General features: G+C 35.2%; 12 protein-coding genes. 6 read left to right on the forward strand and 6 right to left on the reverse strand.

The window, feature by feature from the left end; translation table 11 throughout:
* Positions 1-181: 181 nt before the first annotated feature.
* Entirely contained in the window at positions 182-955 is a 774-nt protein-coding gene (locus ACFILO_RS00750; RefSeq protein WP_375611347.1) for a Bax inhibitor-1/YccA family protein, read from the forward strand.
* A 112-nt stretch (positions 956-1,067) separates the two neighbouring features.
* Positions 1,068-1,931, forward strand: a complete 864-nt coding sequence (locus ACFILO_RS00755) for an endonuclease/exonuclease/phosphatase family protein (RefSeq protein WP_375612773.1) — start codon at positions 1,068-1,070, stop codon at positions 1,929-1,931.
* 5 nt (positions 1,932-1,936) lie between these two features.
* Here the strand turns inward: ACFILO_RS00755 and polA are convergent, their stop codons facing one another.
* The 6 genes from polA to ACFILO_RS00785 form a co-directional block, all read right to left on the reverse strand.
* Complete coding sequence (gene polA, locus ACFILO_RS00760; RefSeq protein ID WP_375638144.1) at positions 1,937-4,864, reverse strand: DNA polymerase I; 2,928 nt, start codon at positions 4,862-4,864, stop codon at positions 1,937-1,939.
* A 300-nt stretch (positions 4,865-5,164) separates the two neighbouring features.
* Positions 5,165-5,872, reverse strand: a complete 708-nt coding sequence (gene dnaQ, locus ACFILO_RS00765) for a DNA polymerase III subunit epsilon (protein WP_375629128.1) — start codon at positions 5,870-5,872, stop codon at positions 5,165-5,167.
* Positions 5,873-5,876: 4 nt separating this feature from the next.
* Positions 5,877-6,464, reverse strand: a complete 588-nt coding sequence (gene coaE / locus ACFILO_RS00770; protein WP_375612770.1) for a dephospho-CoA kinase — start codon at positions 6,462-6,464, stop codon at positions 5,877-5,879.
* A complete protein-coding gene (locus tag ACFILO_RS00775) occupies positions 6,461-7,333 on the reverse strand; it encodes a shikimate dehydrogenase (RefSeq protein WP_375629126.1) in 873 nt (290 codons plus the stop codon). Before ACFILO_RS00775 ends, coaE begins: the two co-directional genes overlap by 4 nt.
* A complete protein-coding gene (locus ACFILO_RS00780) occupies positions 7,326-7,922 on the reverse strand; it encodes a Maf family nucleotide pyrophosphatase (RefSeq protein WP_375677704.1) in 597 nt (198 codons plus the stop codon). The genes ACFILO_RS00775 and ACFILO_RS00780 overlap by 8 nt, the downstream gene beginning before the upstream one ends.
* Positions 7,919-8,758 (reverse strand): pyruvate, water dikinase regulatory protein, encoded by an 840-nt coding sequence (locus ACFILO_RS00785; protein WP_375632115.1) that lies wholly within the window; start codon positions 8,756-8,758, stop codon positions 7,919-7,921. Before ACFILO_RS00785 ends, ACFILO_RS00780 begins: the two co-directional genes overlap by 4 nt.
* Positions 8,759-9,310: 552 nt before the next feature.
* Here ACFILO_RS00785 and rho point away from each other — a divergent pair.
* The 4 genes from rho to rsmG all read left to right on the forward strand — a co-directional run bounded on the left by rho (position 9,311) and on the right by rsmG (position 14,537).
* On the forward strand, positions 9,311-10,576 hold the full coding sequence (gene rho / locus ACFILO_RS00790; protein WP_015857121.1) for a transcription termination factor Rho: 1,266 nt from the start codon (positions 9,311-9,313) through the stop codon (positions 10,574-10,576).
* 31 nt (positions 10,577-10,607) lie between these two features.
* On the forward strand, positions 10,608-11,915 hold the full coding sequence (mnmE, locus tag ACFILO_RS00795) for a tRNA uridine-5-carboxymethylaminomethyl(34) synthesis GTPase MnmE (RefSeq protein WP_375677705.1): 1,308 nt from the start codon (positions 10,608-10,610) through the stop codon (positions 11,913-11,915).
* Positions 11,916-12,021: 106 nt separating this feature from the next.
* The gene (mnmG, locus tag ACFILO_RS00800; RefSeq protein WP_375677706.1) at positions 12,022-13,890 is read left to right on the forward strand and encodes a tRNA uridine-5-carboxymethylaminomethyl(34) synthesis enzyme MnmG; all 1,869 of its coding nucleotides are present in this window, start codon (positions 12,022-12,024) and stop codon (positions 13,888-13,890) included.
* On the forward strand, positions 13,890-14,537 hold the full coding sequence (gene rsmG, locus ACFILO_RS00805; RefSeq protein WP_375611339.1) for a 16S rRNA (guanine(527)-N(7))-methyltransferase RsmG: 648 nt from the start codon (positions 13,890-13,892) through the stop codon (positions 14,535-14,537). The genes mnmG and rsmG overlap by 1 nt, the downstream gene beginning before the upstream one ends.
* Positions 14,538-14,543 lie beyond the last annotated feature (6 nt).

The following is a 14,543-nucleotide window of genomic DNA, read 5'->3' on the forward strand; positions in this document are numbered from 1 at the left end:
ATCTCTTGTAATTTTTAAATAAATCTCCATAATAAGAGCATATATGCTGGAATTCTGTCAGTGATTCTTAAGGGTTTTTGTATTTGCCCAATTAAGGCTTATACCAAGCTTATCTGTGTAATGACAGAGACACCTTTAAAGCCCTATACCTGACAGAACATATGCTAAAGGATTTTATATTATGGCTAATTTTAAAGATTTACGTTCGGCACCTGCTTCTCATGCCGATGCATCAATTGATCAGGGATTACGCGACTATATGTTGGGTGTCTACAATGCAATGGCCATTGGTTTGCTTATTACAGCTGCTGCCGCTTATGCAATTGTATCATTAGCAACGACAACAGATATGAGCCAAGCAGCAGCTCAAATCAATAGCAGTGTTTATCTAACACCATTTGGAGTAACATTTTATACATCGCCATTCTCTTATATTGTTATGTTTGCACCACTCATAGCAGTCTTATTTCTCAGTTTTAAAATTAATACATTGAGCACAAATGCTGCTCGTAGTCTCTTTTTTGGTTATGCTGCTCTGGTTGGTCTTTCACTGTCTTCAATCGTTTTGCGCTATACGACAGAAAGTGTTGTGCAAACCTTTGTCATTTCCGCCGCAACTTTTGGAGCTCTTTCACTTTATGGATACACAACAAAGCGTGATCTCACAGCAATCGGTTCATTCTTATTCATTGGATTGATCGGCTTGTTGCTTTCCATGATTGTGAACATTTTTCTTGGATCAAGCGCTTTGCAGTTTGCTATTTCTGTGATTGGTGTTTTTATCTTTGCTGGTTTAACAGCCTACGATACCCAGAGCATTAAGTTGATGTATTATGAAGGAGATGAAAGCGATACCAGAGGACGTAAAGTTATTATGGGCGCGCTGAATCTTTATCTTGATTTCATCAATATGTTTGTCTTCTTGCTACAGTTTCTTGGCTCAAACCGTGATTGATTGCAAAAATCATTACTTAATTAAAGAACCTTGTTTCTAAAAGAAACAAGGTTCTTTTGTTTTTAGTGTAAATCTTTACCCTCTGCTTCTTAGAAACTATTCTTTTCGCAAAATGACAAAAATCCCTTATAAGCAAAAATTCCCTTGGTTTACCGGTTTTATCCAACAAAAACTCCATAGCTCCTTTTTAAATACAATTCACAGCCGCTCTCATCATCAATCAAACATCGTCAATCAAAATAGTAATTATGATCTGACCGTTGCTTCCTATAATGTGCATAAATGTGTAGGTGTTGATAAAGTTTTTAATCCTACAAGAATTGTCCGTGTTATTACTGAATTACAAGTTGATATCCTTGCTCTTCAAGAAGCAGATAAACGTTTTGGGGAACGCATCGGTTTGATTAATCTTCAGCTATTAAAAGCTGAAACCGGTTTGATTCCTGTACCTCTTAATACTATGTCACCTCATGGCCATGGTTGGCATGGGAATGCTCTTTTTTTGCGAAAGGGATATGTACGTGATACTTTACAAGTCACTCTTCCTAGTATTGAACCACGTGGGGCTGTAATTGTAGAGTTGGAAATGGCAGCAGGCCCTATTCGTATTATTGCGGCTCATTTTGGCTTATTACGTTACTCTCGTAAACAACAAACAAAAATGCTCCTTGAAATTTTCCAAAAACGCCCCCTTATGCCTACACTCCTCATAGGAGATTTTAATGAATGGCGAATGGGAAAAGGCTCATCTTTAAATCATTTTTCTCCCTATTTTGATAGCACTTTTGAAGTTGTACCAAGCTTTCCCTCTCGTTTTCCTTTGTTAGCCCTTGATAGAGTTTTTTCTTTTCCCCACCAATTGGTAACAAGTATTGAAAATCATTATTCACCACTTGCACGCATTGCTTCAGATCATTTGCCTATCAAAGCCTATCTTAATCTTTCCAACGCAATCAATATTCTTAAAAATAAATAAAAAAATTAATGTGCCTCATCCCAATTTTGAGCCGTCATAACTTTTACTTCAAGCGGTACAGATAAAGATAGAACCGGTATTGTAGCATTTTCCATAACATTTTTAACAACAGTCATGGTTTTTTTACTTTCTTCTTCTGGTACTTCAAAAATCAGTTCATCATGAACTTGCAGCAACATTTTTGCTGATAGTTTTTCTGCTTTTAAAGCATCTTCCATATGTATCATAGCGCGGCGAATAATATCGGCCGCAGAACCTTGAATTGGAGCATTGATAGCTGCCCGCTCATTAAGAGAACGAATTTTTACATTCTTTGCTTTTATTTCTGGATAATGGATACGACGTCCAAAAATTGTTTCTACATAACCATTTTCACGTGCAAAGATTTTGGTCTTCTCCATATAATCTTTAATTCCTGGAAATCTTTCAAAATACAGTTGAATATAACGACCCGCTTCTTGGCGTGAAATTCCCAATTGATTGGCTAATCCAAAAGCTGAAATACCATAAATAATACCAAAATTAATCGCTTTTGCACGCCGTCGTATATCTGAATGCATTCCTTCTATCGCAACACCAAACATTTGTGATGCCGTTATAGCGTGAATATCATGCCCTTTAGCAAAAGCTTCTTTTAATGCTTTTATATCCGCAATATGTGCAAGAATGCGCAACTCAATCTGACTATAATCAGCAGAAAGTAACACATGTCCTTTGGGAGCAATAAAAGCTGTTCGAATTTTACGTCCTTCAGCAGTTCGCACTGGAATATTTTGCAAATTTGGCTCTGATGATGATAACCGACCTGTTGATGTTATTGCCAAAGAATAATTCGTGTGAACTCGCCCTGTTTTTGAAAAAATATAAGAAGGCAAGGCATCTGTATAGGTAGATTTTAGCTTTGAAAGTTGACGCCACTCAATAATTTTACGCGGTAAAATATGACCTTCAGCAGCCAACTCTTCTAAGGTCTGTGCAGAAGTTGACCATTGTCCACCCTTTGTTTTAGCGCCTCCAGGCAATCCCATTTTGCCAAAAAGGATATCCCCTAATTGCTTTGGCGAAGCAAGATTAAACTTTTCATCAGCTTGTTTGTAAATTTCCTCTTCTAGAATCAAAGCAGCTTGTGCCAACTCTCCTGAAAGACGCAATAAAATCTGCCGATCAATAAGAATCCCCCGTTCTTCCATTCTTGCAAGAACTTCTACAAGAGGTCTATCAAGACGCTCATAAATTTTTGTCATTCCACGAGCAACAAGTTGCGGTTTCAATACTTGCCAAAGACGTAGCTTTATATCAGCATCTTCCGCCGCATAAAGGGTTGCTTGTTTTAAATCTACTTGTGCAAAAGAAGTAATTTTTTTCCCGTTATGCGTTAAATCTTTATAGGCAATTGGTTTATGCTCAAGCCAACGTTCAGACAAATCATCCATATTATGGGTTAACATTCCAGCATCAAAAGCATATGATAAAAGCATGGTGTCGTCAAAAGAGCTTATCATAATGTCGTATTGCTTCATCACCAACCAATCATATTTTATATTATGACCAATTTTTAACACCGCTGAATCTTCTAATATCGGTTTTAAAAGTGCTAAAGCTTTTCGAGCCCCAATCTGTGAAGCAATGCGCCCGCCCCTCAAAAGGTCCTCTTCTCCTTCATCAAAATGTTCAAGAGGTATATAAGCTGCTTTTTCCGGCTGTAATGCGAGTGAAAAACCAACAAGCTTTGCTTGCATCGGATCAAGAGATGTTGTTTTAGTATCAAAAGCGAAAAAACCCTGCTCTTGTGCTTGTGATAACCAGTCTTTTAAAATTTCCTCATCAAGAATTGTTGTATAAGCATCTCTTGTAATTTTTTGAGTCAGCGCTTGATCTTTACGTTCTTGTGCAAAAACTTGTGGAGAATTTTCAGAAAAATTATGAAGGGATGCGCGCTCAGTATTCTTGATATCAGAATCATGCCTGATATCAGAATCATTCCTGGGGCTTAGTTTTTCCCATTCAACATTTATATCAAGTGCGTCAATAACAGCTGCATCGCATGTTGTTGCCTCTGCCACGCGACGCGTTAATGTTGAAAACTCCATCGCTTTCAAAAAAGCAATTAAACGTGGACCATCTTGTGGCTCCAAAATAAAATCATCTAAATCATTATCTATAGGAACATCTGTTTTAAGCCTGACAAGTTCACGAGATATTTTAACTTGTTCTCTATAAGCTTGAATGTTTTCACGTCGTTTTGTTTGTTTAATTTCTGTTACGTTTTGCAATAAAAGATCAAGAGAACCAAATTCATTTAACAACTGAGCTGCAGTTTTTGGACCAATGCCTGGAATACCCGGTACATTATCCGTTGAATCTCCAATTAATGCTTGTAAATCAATCATTTTTTCAGGCGCAACACCCCATTTTTCTATAACTTCTGAGATACCTATATGCTTATCTTTCATTCCATCATACAAAGATACATGCGTATTTACGAGTTGCATAAGATCCTTATCGGAAGAAATAATGGTTGTTTTTGCCCCAACCTTTGTTGCCAACTTTGCATAGGTAGCAATTAAATCATCCGCTTCAAAGCCTTCCTTTTCAATACAAGGCAAATTAAAAGCCTTCGTTGCTTGGCGTATTAGCGCGAATTGAGGAATTAGATCTTCAGGAGGTTCAACGCGATTCGCTTTATATTCAGGATAAATTTGTTTCCGAAAAGTATCAGATGAATAATCAAAAATAACAGCAAAATGTGTTGGAACAACACCCGTAGCTGTATTACGAGCATCACAAAGTAATTTCCATAACATATTGCAAAAACCAGCTACTGCTCCTACAGGAAGTCCATCCTTTTTACGTTTTAAAGGCGGCAAAGCATAATAAGCACGAAAAATATAGCCTGATCCGTCAACCAAAAAAAGATGATCTGTTGCTTTCATGACAATTTTTTCTCCATTTCAGCTAAAAAAACAAATTACCCTTATATATTTTTTCACTTTGCCTCTAAAAAGCCATTTTTTCTCTTCATAAGACGTGAAGTCGTTGCACTTTATATTAAGTACCTAGAGCTTTTCTTTGCTGTTACAGGATTAATAGCTTTCATTTTGCTCCTCCTATGATAGCTGAGGTACGATGTAGCGACAGGGTCGTTGTGGTGTTCCCCTCCCCACAACGACCGTTTTTTTTTGACATCGATATTCTTTAATTTCAATCGTGACTCTTTTAGATAAAAGATGATGTTATTCATGAATTTTGAAGTTATTCCACAGAGCTTTTTCACCCATTTTGTAGATAAAATCAGCGTGTAACTTTTTTTCTTGCATACTCAATCTTGAAGGTAAAGCCTGCGGGCGAATTTTAACGGCATAAGATGTATCTTTATCGTTCTGGATATGTTCATCAATACCCCTTCTGTTATCAAAACCCAATACACCTTGCTTTCCACCGATGAGCTCAATATAAACATCGGCTAGAATCTCTGCATCAAGCAAAGCACCATGAAGAACACGATGGCTGTTATCAATTCCAAAACGTTTGCATAAAATATCAAGAGAATTAGGACCCATAGGAAATTTACGCCGCGCCATAGCCAATGTATCAAGAATATTATCAACACTGATAAGCGGTTTGTTGACGCGTTTTAATTCTGCATTAATAAAACCAATATCAAAACTCGCATTATGCGCAATCATTGTCGCGTCTTTGATAAATTCCAAAAATTCATCAACAATATCACTAAAACTTTTCTCGTTTTTCAAGCGTTCATTGGTTAATCCGTGAATTGCTACAACTTCATCAGGAATAATAACGCCTTCAGGGTTTAAATAAACATGAAATTGGCGTCCTGTGAGATAACGATCAACCATTTCTACACAACCAATTTCGATTATGCGATCTTTCTCTTTATCTAAACCTGTTGTTTCTGTATCAAAAATAATTTCACGCATAATTTTAATTCTTTAGCAATTTTTTTATCACATCAAAAACCTGTTGACGTGTATTCTCTAAATCTTTCCCTGTATCAATAATAAAATCAGCGCGTTCTCGTTTTTTTTCATCTGGCATTTGTTGAGCGTTGATAAAGGCAAATTTTTTCTCATTCATACCTTGGCGAATCATTACACGTTCTTTTTGTATTTCTGGTGGAGCAGAAACAACAATAACGCTATCCACACGACTTTCACCATTTTTTTCAAACAGAAGTGGAATATCAAGAATAACTAATTTTTTCCCTTGTTCACGCGCTATATCAATAAATTCCCTTTCTTTTTCTTGCACCAAAGGATGAATTATTTTTTCTAATGTTTGTAATTTTTCTTTATCATCAATCAAAATTTCAGAAAGTTTCAAACGGTTAACTTCTCCGTTTTCAACAACACCTGGAAAAATACGCTCTATGAATGACAAAGCTGGCTCACTTTTATAAAGCTGTTGTACTGCTTCATCAGCACTAAAAACAGAAATACCCGCTTGCTTGAAAAAATCAGCAACTGTTGATTTTCCCATAGCAATTGATCCCGTTAATCCTATGATCTTCATTCTCTTTTTTCACTCATATCCTCTAAAATAGCTGTCCGTAACGCTTTTGTTACCTGTGGTCTTATTCCGAACCACTGTTCAAACCCTATAACAGCCTGATGTAGAAGCATCCCAAGTCCATCAACCGTCTTGAGATCACAAGCCTTTGCCTGTTGTAAAAAAGGAGTTATCAATGGTGTATAAATAATATCTGTTACTAATGCCGTTTTTTTTGCTTTATGAAAATCGCAAAAAAAAGAATCACTTTTTTCTTCTGGACTTTTTATGCCAATAGAGGTTGTATTAACAATCAAATCAGCTTGATGAAGTATTTCATGGATTTTATGCCAATCGTAAACTTTAATGATTTTTCCAAAATGCTGAGCTAAATTATCAGCACGTTGTTTTGTACGGTTAATTAAATAAATCTGTTCAAATCCGCGTCTTTTTAAGGCATATATGATAGCGCGTGCGGCACCACCTGCTCCAAAAACAAGAGCTGTTTCCCCTCCCCAATCAGATACAAAATCATCAAGATTAGCGCTAAAACCATAGGCATCACTATTCGTGGCACAAAGCTTATCTCCTTCATACCAAAGTGTATTAACAGCACCAATCATTGTTGCTCTCTCATCTTTATAATCTGCTAAACGAAAAGCTTCCTGTTTATAAGGCAAAGTAACATTTCCTCCACAAAAGCCTATTTTTTGTAAAGACGCAATAAAATGACTGAACTCTTCAGATGTTACTTCTTGTGCAAGATATTCTCCTTGTAAACCATATTGTTTAAGCCAAAAATTGTGAATTCTTGGCGATTTTGAATGATGAATTGGAGAACCAACAACAAAAGCACGCGGATAATTTGTTTTTTTTATTGTTAAGTCAACCATCAATAATTCCTAAGTGGCGCAGTTTTATGAGTAGAGGCAGCAAAGGTAAACCAACAATGGTAAAAAAATCTCCTTCAATTTTTTCAAAGAGATGAATTCCTTCTCTTTCAATTTGATATACTCCCACGCTGTTTAAAACATCTTTTCCTACGCGTGCTAAATAACGTTCAATAAATTCTGATGAGAGTAAACGGACGGACATATGTGCACTAAAAGCTTCAACCCAAATTTTTTGACCATTTTTAAATAAAGCTACCGCACTATGAAGAGAATGGGTTTTTCCTGATAATTCACATAAACGTTGATGTGCTTCTTTAATATTTGTTGCTTTGTGAAAAACTTGACCTTCAAAATCAAGAACTTGATCACAACCAATAACGAAAGCATCAGGAAAACGATCTGAAACATTTTTTGCTTTTGCGCTCGCAAGAAAACAGCTGAGTTCTTTAGGTGTTTTTTCTTTTGCTTTTTTTTCTACTTCTCTTTCATCAAAAGAAGCTCCTTCAATGGAAAAATTTAAGCCTGCTTTTTTTAATAATTTTGCACGATAAAAACTAAGAGATGCTAATATTAAAGTATCTGCGTTCATGAGAATTTTCTCTCATTTCCTTCACGAAATCGTGATAACAGTTCAAATATTGCAGCAGCAGTTTCTTCAATAGAACGTCTTGTGACATCAATAATAGGCCAACCAAAACGTTCGCAAATGCGTTTTGCATGGATTAATTCTTCAGCTATGTTGATACGATTAGTATAATTATCAAGAGCAAAACCTTCTCCTAAATCTCTATTTTGACGAATATGTGAGATTCTTTCAGCTGAAGCAATTAAACCAATAATTAAAGAATTTTTTGCCTCTAAAAGGGATTCTGGCAAATCAATATTAGGAATAAGAGGAATATTAGCCGTCTTTATTCCGCGATTTGCTAAATAGATGCTTGTTGGTGTTTTAGAGGTTCTTGAAATTCCCACAAGGATCACATCTGCTTCGGATAAGCTACTGGAAGACTGTCCATCATCATGCTCTATTGTAAAATCCAGTGCCTCAATACGGCGAAAATAATCTGCATTAAGATCATGTTGTGCGCTCGCACGTAAATGTGTTGGCATTCCAAGGTAAGACTGAAAAGCATTTAAAACAGGATGCAATATATCAATACAGGGAACTTCTATTTTTTTGCATTTTTTTTGAAGGAGTAGTTTAAGTTCTTCATCAATCATTGTGTAAAGAACAATACCTGGCTCTTGTTGTATTTCATCAAGAGCTTTCTGTAACTGTATTCTATTACGAATCATAGGATAGATATGCTCTGTTGCCTGAATCATTGCATATTGCGATGCTACAGCTCTTCCAACAGAAATTAATGTTTCTCCTGTTGCATCAGAAAGCATGTGTAAATGAAAGAATTTTTTTTCTTTTGTCACAAAAATTTTAACTCCTTGTTAAGACATGTGTATATATCCTCACCGTTTTTTATAAAACTAAAATTTATGAAAAATTCTCCTTTTTTATGCACAAATTAAATGCTTGTGATAATTTAATCCCTCTTATAAAAAAAGAGGGGATAATATCTTTAAGATAGTGATATTTTTATTCTTTTTTCAGTTCCTTTTGTGGATAAAATTGAGGATAAATAATAATCCACACTAAACACAGTTATAAATAAGAATAATCCTTTCTTTAATATAAATTTATTAATATAAATTTCTGTAAAAAATACTTTTGAATAGCATTTTATTAATGCTATAATCCTAACTCACATTTTTGTTATTAAAATAATTAAATACTATTTGGATTTTATATTTTTTCAAGTTTTTCATATAATTACTTAATATTACAGGAACAAATTTCATATAAATGGTACTTGCAGATTAAAAAAATTGAGTGTAGGATATTTTTTCTTAATAATATTTCACTCATAAATTTCCATAAATTATTTAGAACAATCTTCTCCTTAATTACAAAGAGCATATTTCATGCAAAAAATGAAACTACAAGAACTTAAAAGCAAAAATCCCGTTGAGCTTGTTTCTTTTGCTGAAACATTAGAAGTTGAAAATGCCTCCCTTATGCGCAAACAAGAATTAATGTTTGCTATCTTGAAAAAACTTGCTCTACAAGACGTTGAAATTATAGGAGAAGGTGTTGTTGAAGTTTTACAAGACGGATTTGGATTTTTGAGATCTGCTGATGCTAATTATCTTCCTGGTCCTGATGATATTTATCTTTCACCTGCACAAATACAGTCGTTTTCTTTAAAAACAGGCGATACAATTGAAGGTCCCATACGCAGTCCAAAAGAGGGAGAACGTTATTTTGCTCTCCTTAAAATTAATACAATTAATTTCGAAAAACCTGAAAAGATTCGTTATAAAATCCACTTTGATAATCTTACTCCTCTTTATTCAAATGAACGTTTCCAAATGGAAATACAAGATCCTACAGAGAAAGATATGTCATCACGCGTGATTGATTTGATATCTCCATTGGGAAAAGGACAAAGAGGGTTAATTGTAGCTCCTCCTCGGACGGGAAAAACAGTTTTACTTCAAAATATTGCTCATTCTATTACCACTAATCATCCTGAATGTTATCTCATTGTTCTTTTAATAGATGAACGACCAGAAGAAGTTACTGATATGCAGCGTTCAGTAAAAGGAGAAGTGGTTTCTTCTACTTTTGATGAACCTGCAATACGTCACGTACAAGTGGCAGAAATGGTTATTGAAAAAGCCAAACGTCTTGTTGAATATGGGCGTGATGTTGTTATTCTTCTCGATTCTATTACACGTCTTGGACGTGCATATAATACAGTTGTTCCTTCTTCGGGTAAAGTTTTAACAGGTGGTGTGGATGCAAATGCCCTCCAGCGTCCAAAGCGTTTTTTTGGTGCAGCACGTAATATTGAAGAAGGCGGATCTTTAACCATTATTGCAACGGCTTTGATTGATACAGGAAGTCGTATGGATGAGGTTATTTTTGAAGAATTTAAAGGAACAGGTAATTCGGAAATTGTTCTTGATCGAAAAGTTGCTGATAAACGTATTTTCCCTGCTATGGATATTTTAAAGTCAGGAACGCGTAAGGAAGAACTTCTGGTAGAACGACAAGATTTACACAAAATTTTTGTTCTTCGTCGTATTTTAGCATCTATGAATGTAACAGATGCAATTGAATTTTTGATTGATAAATTAAAGCAAACAAAAAACAATAGTGAATTTTTTGATTCAATGAATACGTAGAGTCATTAAAGTTTTTATTAGGATAAAACCTGTGGATACAATCTTTGCTGTTTCGAGTGGATTGTTACCTTCAGGGGTTGCAGTCATTCGGCTTTCTGGTCCTCATGTTGTGGATATAGTTAAAACGCTTTGTGGTCGTTTACCTAAAGCACGTTTTATGCATTATGGAAATCTTACTGCTCGTGATGGTAGTTTTTTAGATTCTGGTTTAACTGTTTTTTTTCCTGCTCCTCATAGTTTTACGGGGGAAGATTGTGCAGAATTCCATTTACATGGAGGAAAAGCAGTCGTTAATCGTTTTCTCGATGAATTGTCGACATTTTCTGGATGCCGTATTGCAGAAGCAGGTGAATTTTCACGTCGTGCTTTTATGGAAGGAAAATTAGATCTTGTTCAAGCAGAAGGTCTTGCTGATTTAATAGAAGCAGAAACGGAAAGCCAACGGCGTTTAGCTGTTATGGGTACAAGTGGATATTTAACGACGCTTTATCGTGATTGGCGTCATAAGCTTATGAAGGCGCGTGCTTTTATTGAGGCAGAACTTGATTTTGTTGATGAAGCAGATATTCCCAACGCAATATCTGATAAAGTTTGGAAAGATGTTCAGGATCTTTGTACTTCTATTCGGGAATATATTACTGAAGGAGAACGTGCGAGTATTTTACGTGATGGATTAAAAATTGTTATTGCTGGTGCTCCAAATTCTGGAAAATCAAGCATTATGAATCGTCTTTCAGGAAGATCTGTTGCTATTGTAACGGAAGAAGCAGGAACAACCCGTGATGCTTTAGAAATGAGAATTATTCTTGGTGGTTTACCTATTTTTTTAACCGATACTGCTGGTTTTAGAAAAACAGAAAATAAAATAGAACAGATGGGAATAGAAATTGCTAAACAGCATGTTAGGGAAGCTGATTTGGTTATTTTGGTTTATGATATAGGAAATCCTAAGCAAGTTGATTTACCAGAAACATCGGCTGAAATATGGTGTGTTGGCAATAAGCTTGATCTTTATGAAAAAAATGATCAGCGTTGGTCTATACAATTTTCCGCATTAACTGGTTTAAATTTTGATTATTTTATAAAAGAACTTGAATCATTTTGTCATTATCGTGCTTCTAAAATTGGAAATATTGTTCCAGCACGTAAAAGGCAACTTCAATTATTAAAGCAGGCTGTTAAAGAGATTGAATTTTCTCTTAATTATCATTCTCTTGATCTCAGTTTACGTGCAGAACATCTCCGTTGTGCAAGTGATTTTCTTGGGAAAATTACAGGGGATATTGATGTTGAAGATTTGCTTGATATTATTTTTTCAGAATTTTGTGTTGGTAAATAATGATTCACGTGAAACATTGATTATTTCATAGACAGATTATAAAGATTATGTAATTTATATCCTGTTTCACGTGAAACCTTAGAATATTTTCTACGGAATTAATTAAATGCAATCATATGATGTTGTTATTGTTGGTGGTGGTCATGCTGGCTGTGAAGCGGCTTCAGCTTCAGCACGTGTAGGAGCCAAAACAGCGCTTGTTACACATAAAATATCAGCACTGGGAACAATGTCGTGTAATCCTGCTATTGGTGGACTTGGAAAAGGGCATCTAGTTCGTGAAATAGATGCGTTAGATGGTCTTATGGGAAGAGCAGCGGATGCTGCTGGAATTCAGTTTAGACTACTTAATAGACGTAAAGGACCGGCAGTAAGAGGACCACGGACACAGGCAGATAGACAACTTTATAAAAAAGTAATTCAAAAATTATTAAAAGAACAAGAAAATCTTACTCTTATTGAGGATGAAGTTATTGATCTGGTTGTTAAAGATAATTGTGTATCAGGTGTTATTTTAAAAAAACAAGGAACAATTTTTTCTGGTGCTGTTGTTTTAACAACAGGTACGTTTTTAAATGGCTTTATTCATATTGGTAATAAAACATGGGCTGCTGGTCGTATGGGAGATCAGTCAAGTGTAAAACTTGCTGAACATTTGAAAAAATATCATATAAAACTTGGACGATTAAAAACAGGAACCCCTGCTCGTTTGAGTAAAAAAACAATTGCTTGGGAAGCTCTCCAAAAACAACAAGCAGATGAAAATCCCATACCCTTTTCTCTTTTAACAGAGAAAATTGAACAACCACAAATTGAATGTGCAATAACACGTACAAATGAGAAAACACATCAAATTATTAGCGAGAATATTTATCGCTCTGCTTTATATTCTGGAAATATTGAAGGGTTAGGACCACGTTATTGTCCTTCTGTTGAAGATAAAATTGTTAAATTTGGAGAACGTGATGGACATCAGATCTTTCTGGAACCAGAAGGATTAAATGATGATACTGTTTATCCAAATGGTCTTTCTACTTCTCTTCCTGAAGATGTACAAATTTCTCTATTGAAAACCATTGAAGGATTGGAAAATGCTATAGTTTTGCAACCTGGTTATGCTATTGAATATGATTTTGTTAATCCACAACAATTAACGAGAAACTTAGAATTACGTTCTTTACCGGGTTTGTTCTTAGCAGGCCAAATTAATGGTACAACAGGATATGAAGAAGCAGCAGCACAAGGACTTTTAGCTGGATTAAATGCTGCACGTAAAGTAGGTAAATTAGATGAAATACTTATAAGTCGTTCTACTGCTTATATTGGTGTTATGATTGATGATTTGGTTTCACGTGGTGTTTGTGAACCTTATAGGATGTTTACATCACGTGCTGAATTTCGTTTATCTTTACGATCTGATAATGCTGATACGCGTTTAACACCTTTGGCACAAAAATGGGGTATTGTGAGTAAAATACGTTGGGAATGTTATCAGAAAAAACAACAACGGCTTGATCAAGCACGATCAATATGTCAAAATCTTTTTTTAACACCCAATGAAGCTTCTGCTCATGGATTACATGTTAATCATGATGGAATTCGGCGTTCGGCTTATGATTTTCTTGCTTATCCTCATATGACCTTAGAGCGTCTTTCAGATTTTTGGCCACAATTAAAAACAATTGATTCTAAAACAGCAGAATCTTTAGAAATTGAAGCACAATATGCGGTTTATTTAGATAAACAAGCACAAGATATTGCCTCTCTTCAGAGAGATGAGCGTTTAGAAATTCCTTCTTCTCTTGATGTTCAGGCAATTTCAGGTCTTTCAAATGAACTTAAATCAAAAATTCAAGAAGTGTCGCCGCGTTCAATTGCTGATGCACAAAAAATTGATGGCATGACACCCGCCGCGTTATCGCTTATTATTACACATATTCAACGTCAACGACGTGAAAAGGCTAAAACAGCTTAATGAATTTTTCTACAGAAAAAAAATATCAACAATTATTAAATATTGTTCCTTCTGTTTCACGTGAAACGATGGAAAATTTAATTCAGTTTGAGTCTTTAATACTTCAGTGGAATGCACATATTAATTTGATATCTGCTACAACTATACCAGATCTATGGACACGACATATTCTAGATTCAGCACAAATTTTTCCTTTGTATGCTCATTCTTTACATTGGTGTGATTTAGGATCAGGAGGAGGTTTTCCTGCAATTGTGATTGCTATCTTTTTGAAAGAAAAAAAAGCAGGACATATTAATCTTGTTGAAAGTAATGGGAAAAAAGTTGCTTTTTTGCGAACAGTTATTGCTCAACTTAATCTTCCAGCAACGGTTTATCACGCTAGAATTGAAGATATATATCAAAAAATTCCCATATCTGATATTATAACAGCACGGGGATTAGCGCCGCTTGATACTCTTTTACAACTCATTTTTCCTTTATTAACAGAAAAAACAATAGCTCTTTTGCAAAAAGGTCGGGATTACGCTACAGAAATAAAAAATGCCTCTGCCAATTGGCACTTTGATCTGTTAAAACATAAAAGTAAAGTTGATGAAAATTCTGTTATTTTGGAAATTTCTCATATTCGATCATATAGAGGGTAGAGCAAA

Origin of the sequence: Bartonella sp. AP72JLCBS (assembly GCF_042195705.1) — a bacterium.
GTDB lineage: Bacteria > Pseudomonadota > Alphaproteobacteria > Rhizobiales > Rhizobiaceae > Bartonella.

Excerpts from the sequence above, each read along its gene's own strand:
- ACFILO_RS00750 (WP_375611347.1), top strand. The coding sequence starts at position 182 with ATGGCTAATTTTAAAGATTTACGTTCGGCACCTGCTTCTCATGCCGAT.
- ACFILO_RS00755 (WP_375612773.1), top strand. The coding sequence starts at position 1,068 with ATGACAAAAATCCCTTATAAGCAAAAATTCCCTTGGTTTACCGGTTTT.
- polA (WP_375638144.1), bottom strand. The coding sequence starts at position 4,864 with ATGAAAGCAACAGATCATCTTTTTTTGGTTGACGGATCAGGCTATATT.
- dnaQ (WP_375629128.1), bottom strand. The coding sequence starts at position 5,872 with ATGCGTGAAATTATTTTTGATACAGAAACAACAGGTTTAGATAAAGAG.
- coaE (WP_375612770.1), bottom strand. The coding sequence starts at position 6,464 with ATGAAGATCATAGGATTAACGGGATCAATTGCTATGGGAAAATCAACA.
- ACFILO_RS00775 (WP_375629126.1), bottom strand. The coding sequence starts at position 7,333 with ATGGTTGACTTAACAATAAAAAAAACAAATTATCCGCGTGCTTTTGTT.
- ACFILO_RS00780 (WP_375677704.1), bottom strand. The coding sequence starts at position 7,922 with ATGAACGCAGATACTTTAATATTAGCATCTCTTAGTTTTTATCGTGCA.
- rho (WP_015857121.1), top strand. The coding sequence starts at position 9,311 with ATGCAAAAAATGAAACTACAAGAACTTAAAAGCAAAAATCCCGTTGAG.
- mnmG (WP_375677706.1), top strand. The coding sequence starts at position 12,022 with ATGCAATCATATGATGTTGTTATTGTTGGTGGTGGTCATGCTGGCTGT.
- rsmG (WP_375611339.1), top strand. The coding sequence starts at position 13,890 with ATGAATTTTTCTACAGAAAAAAAATATCAACAATTATTAAATATTGTT.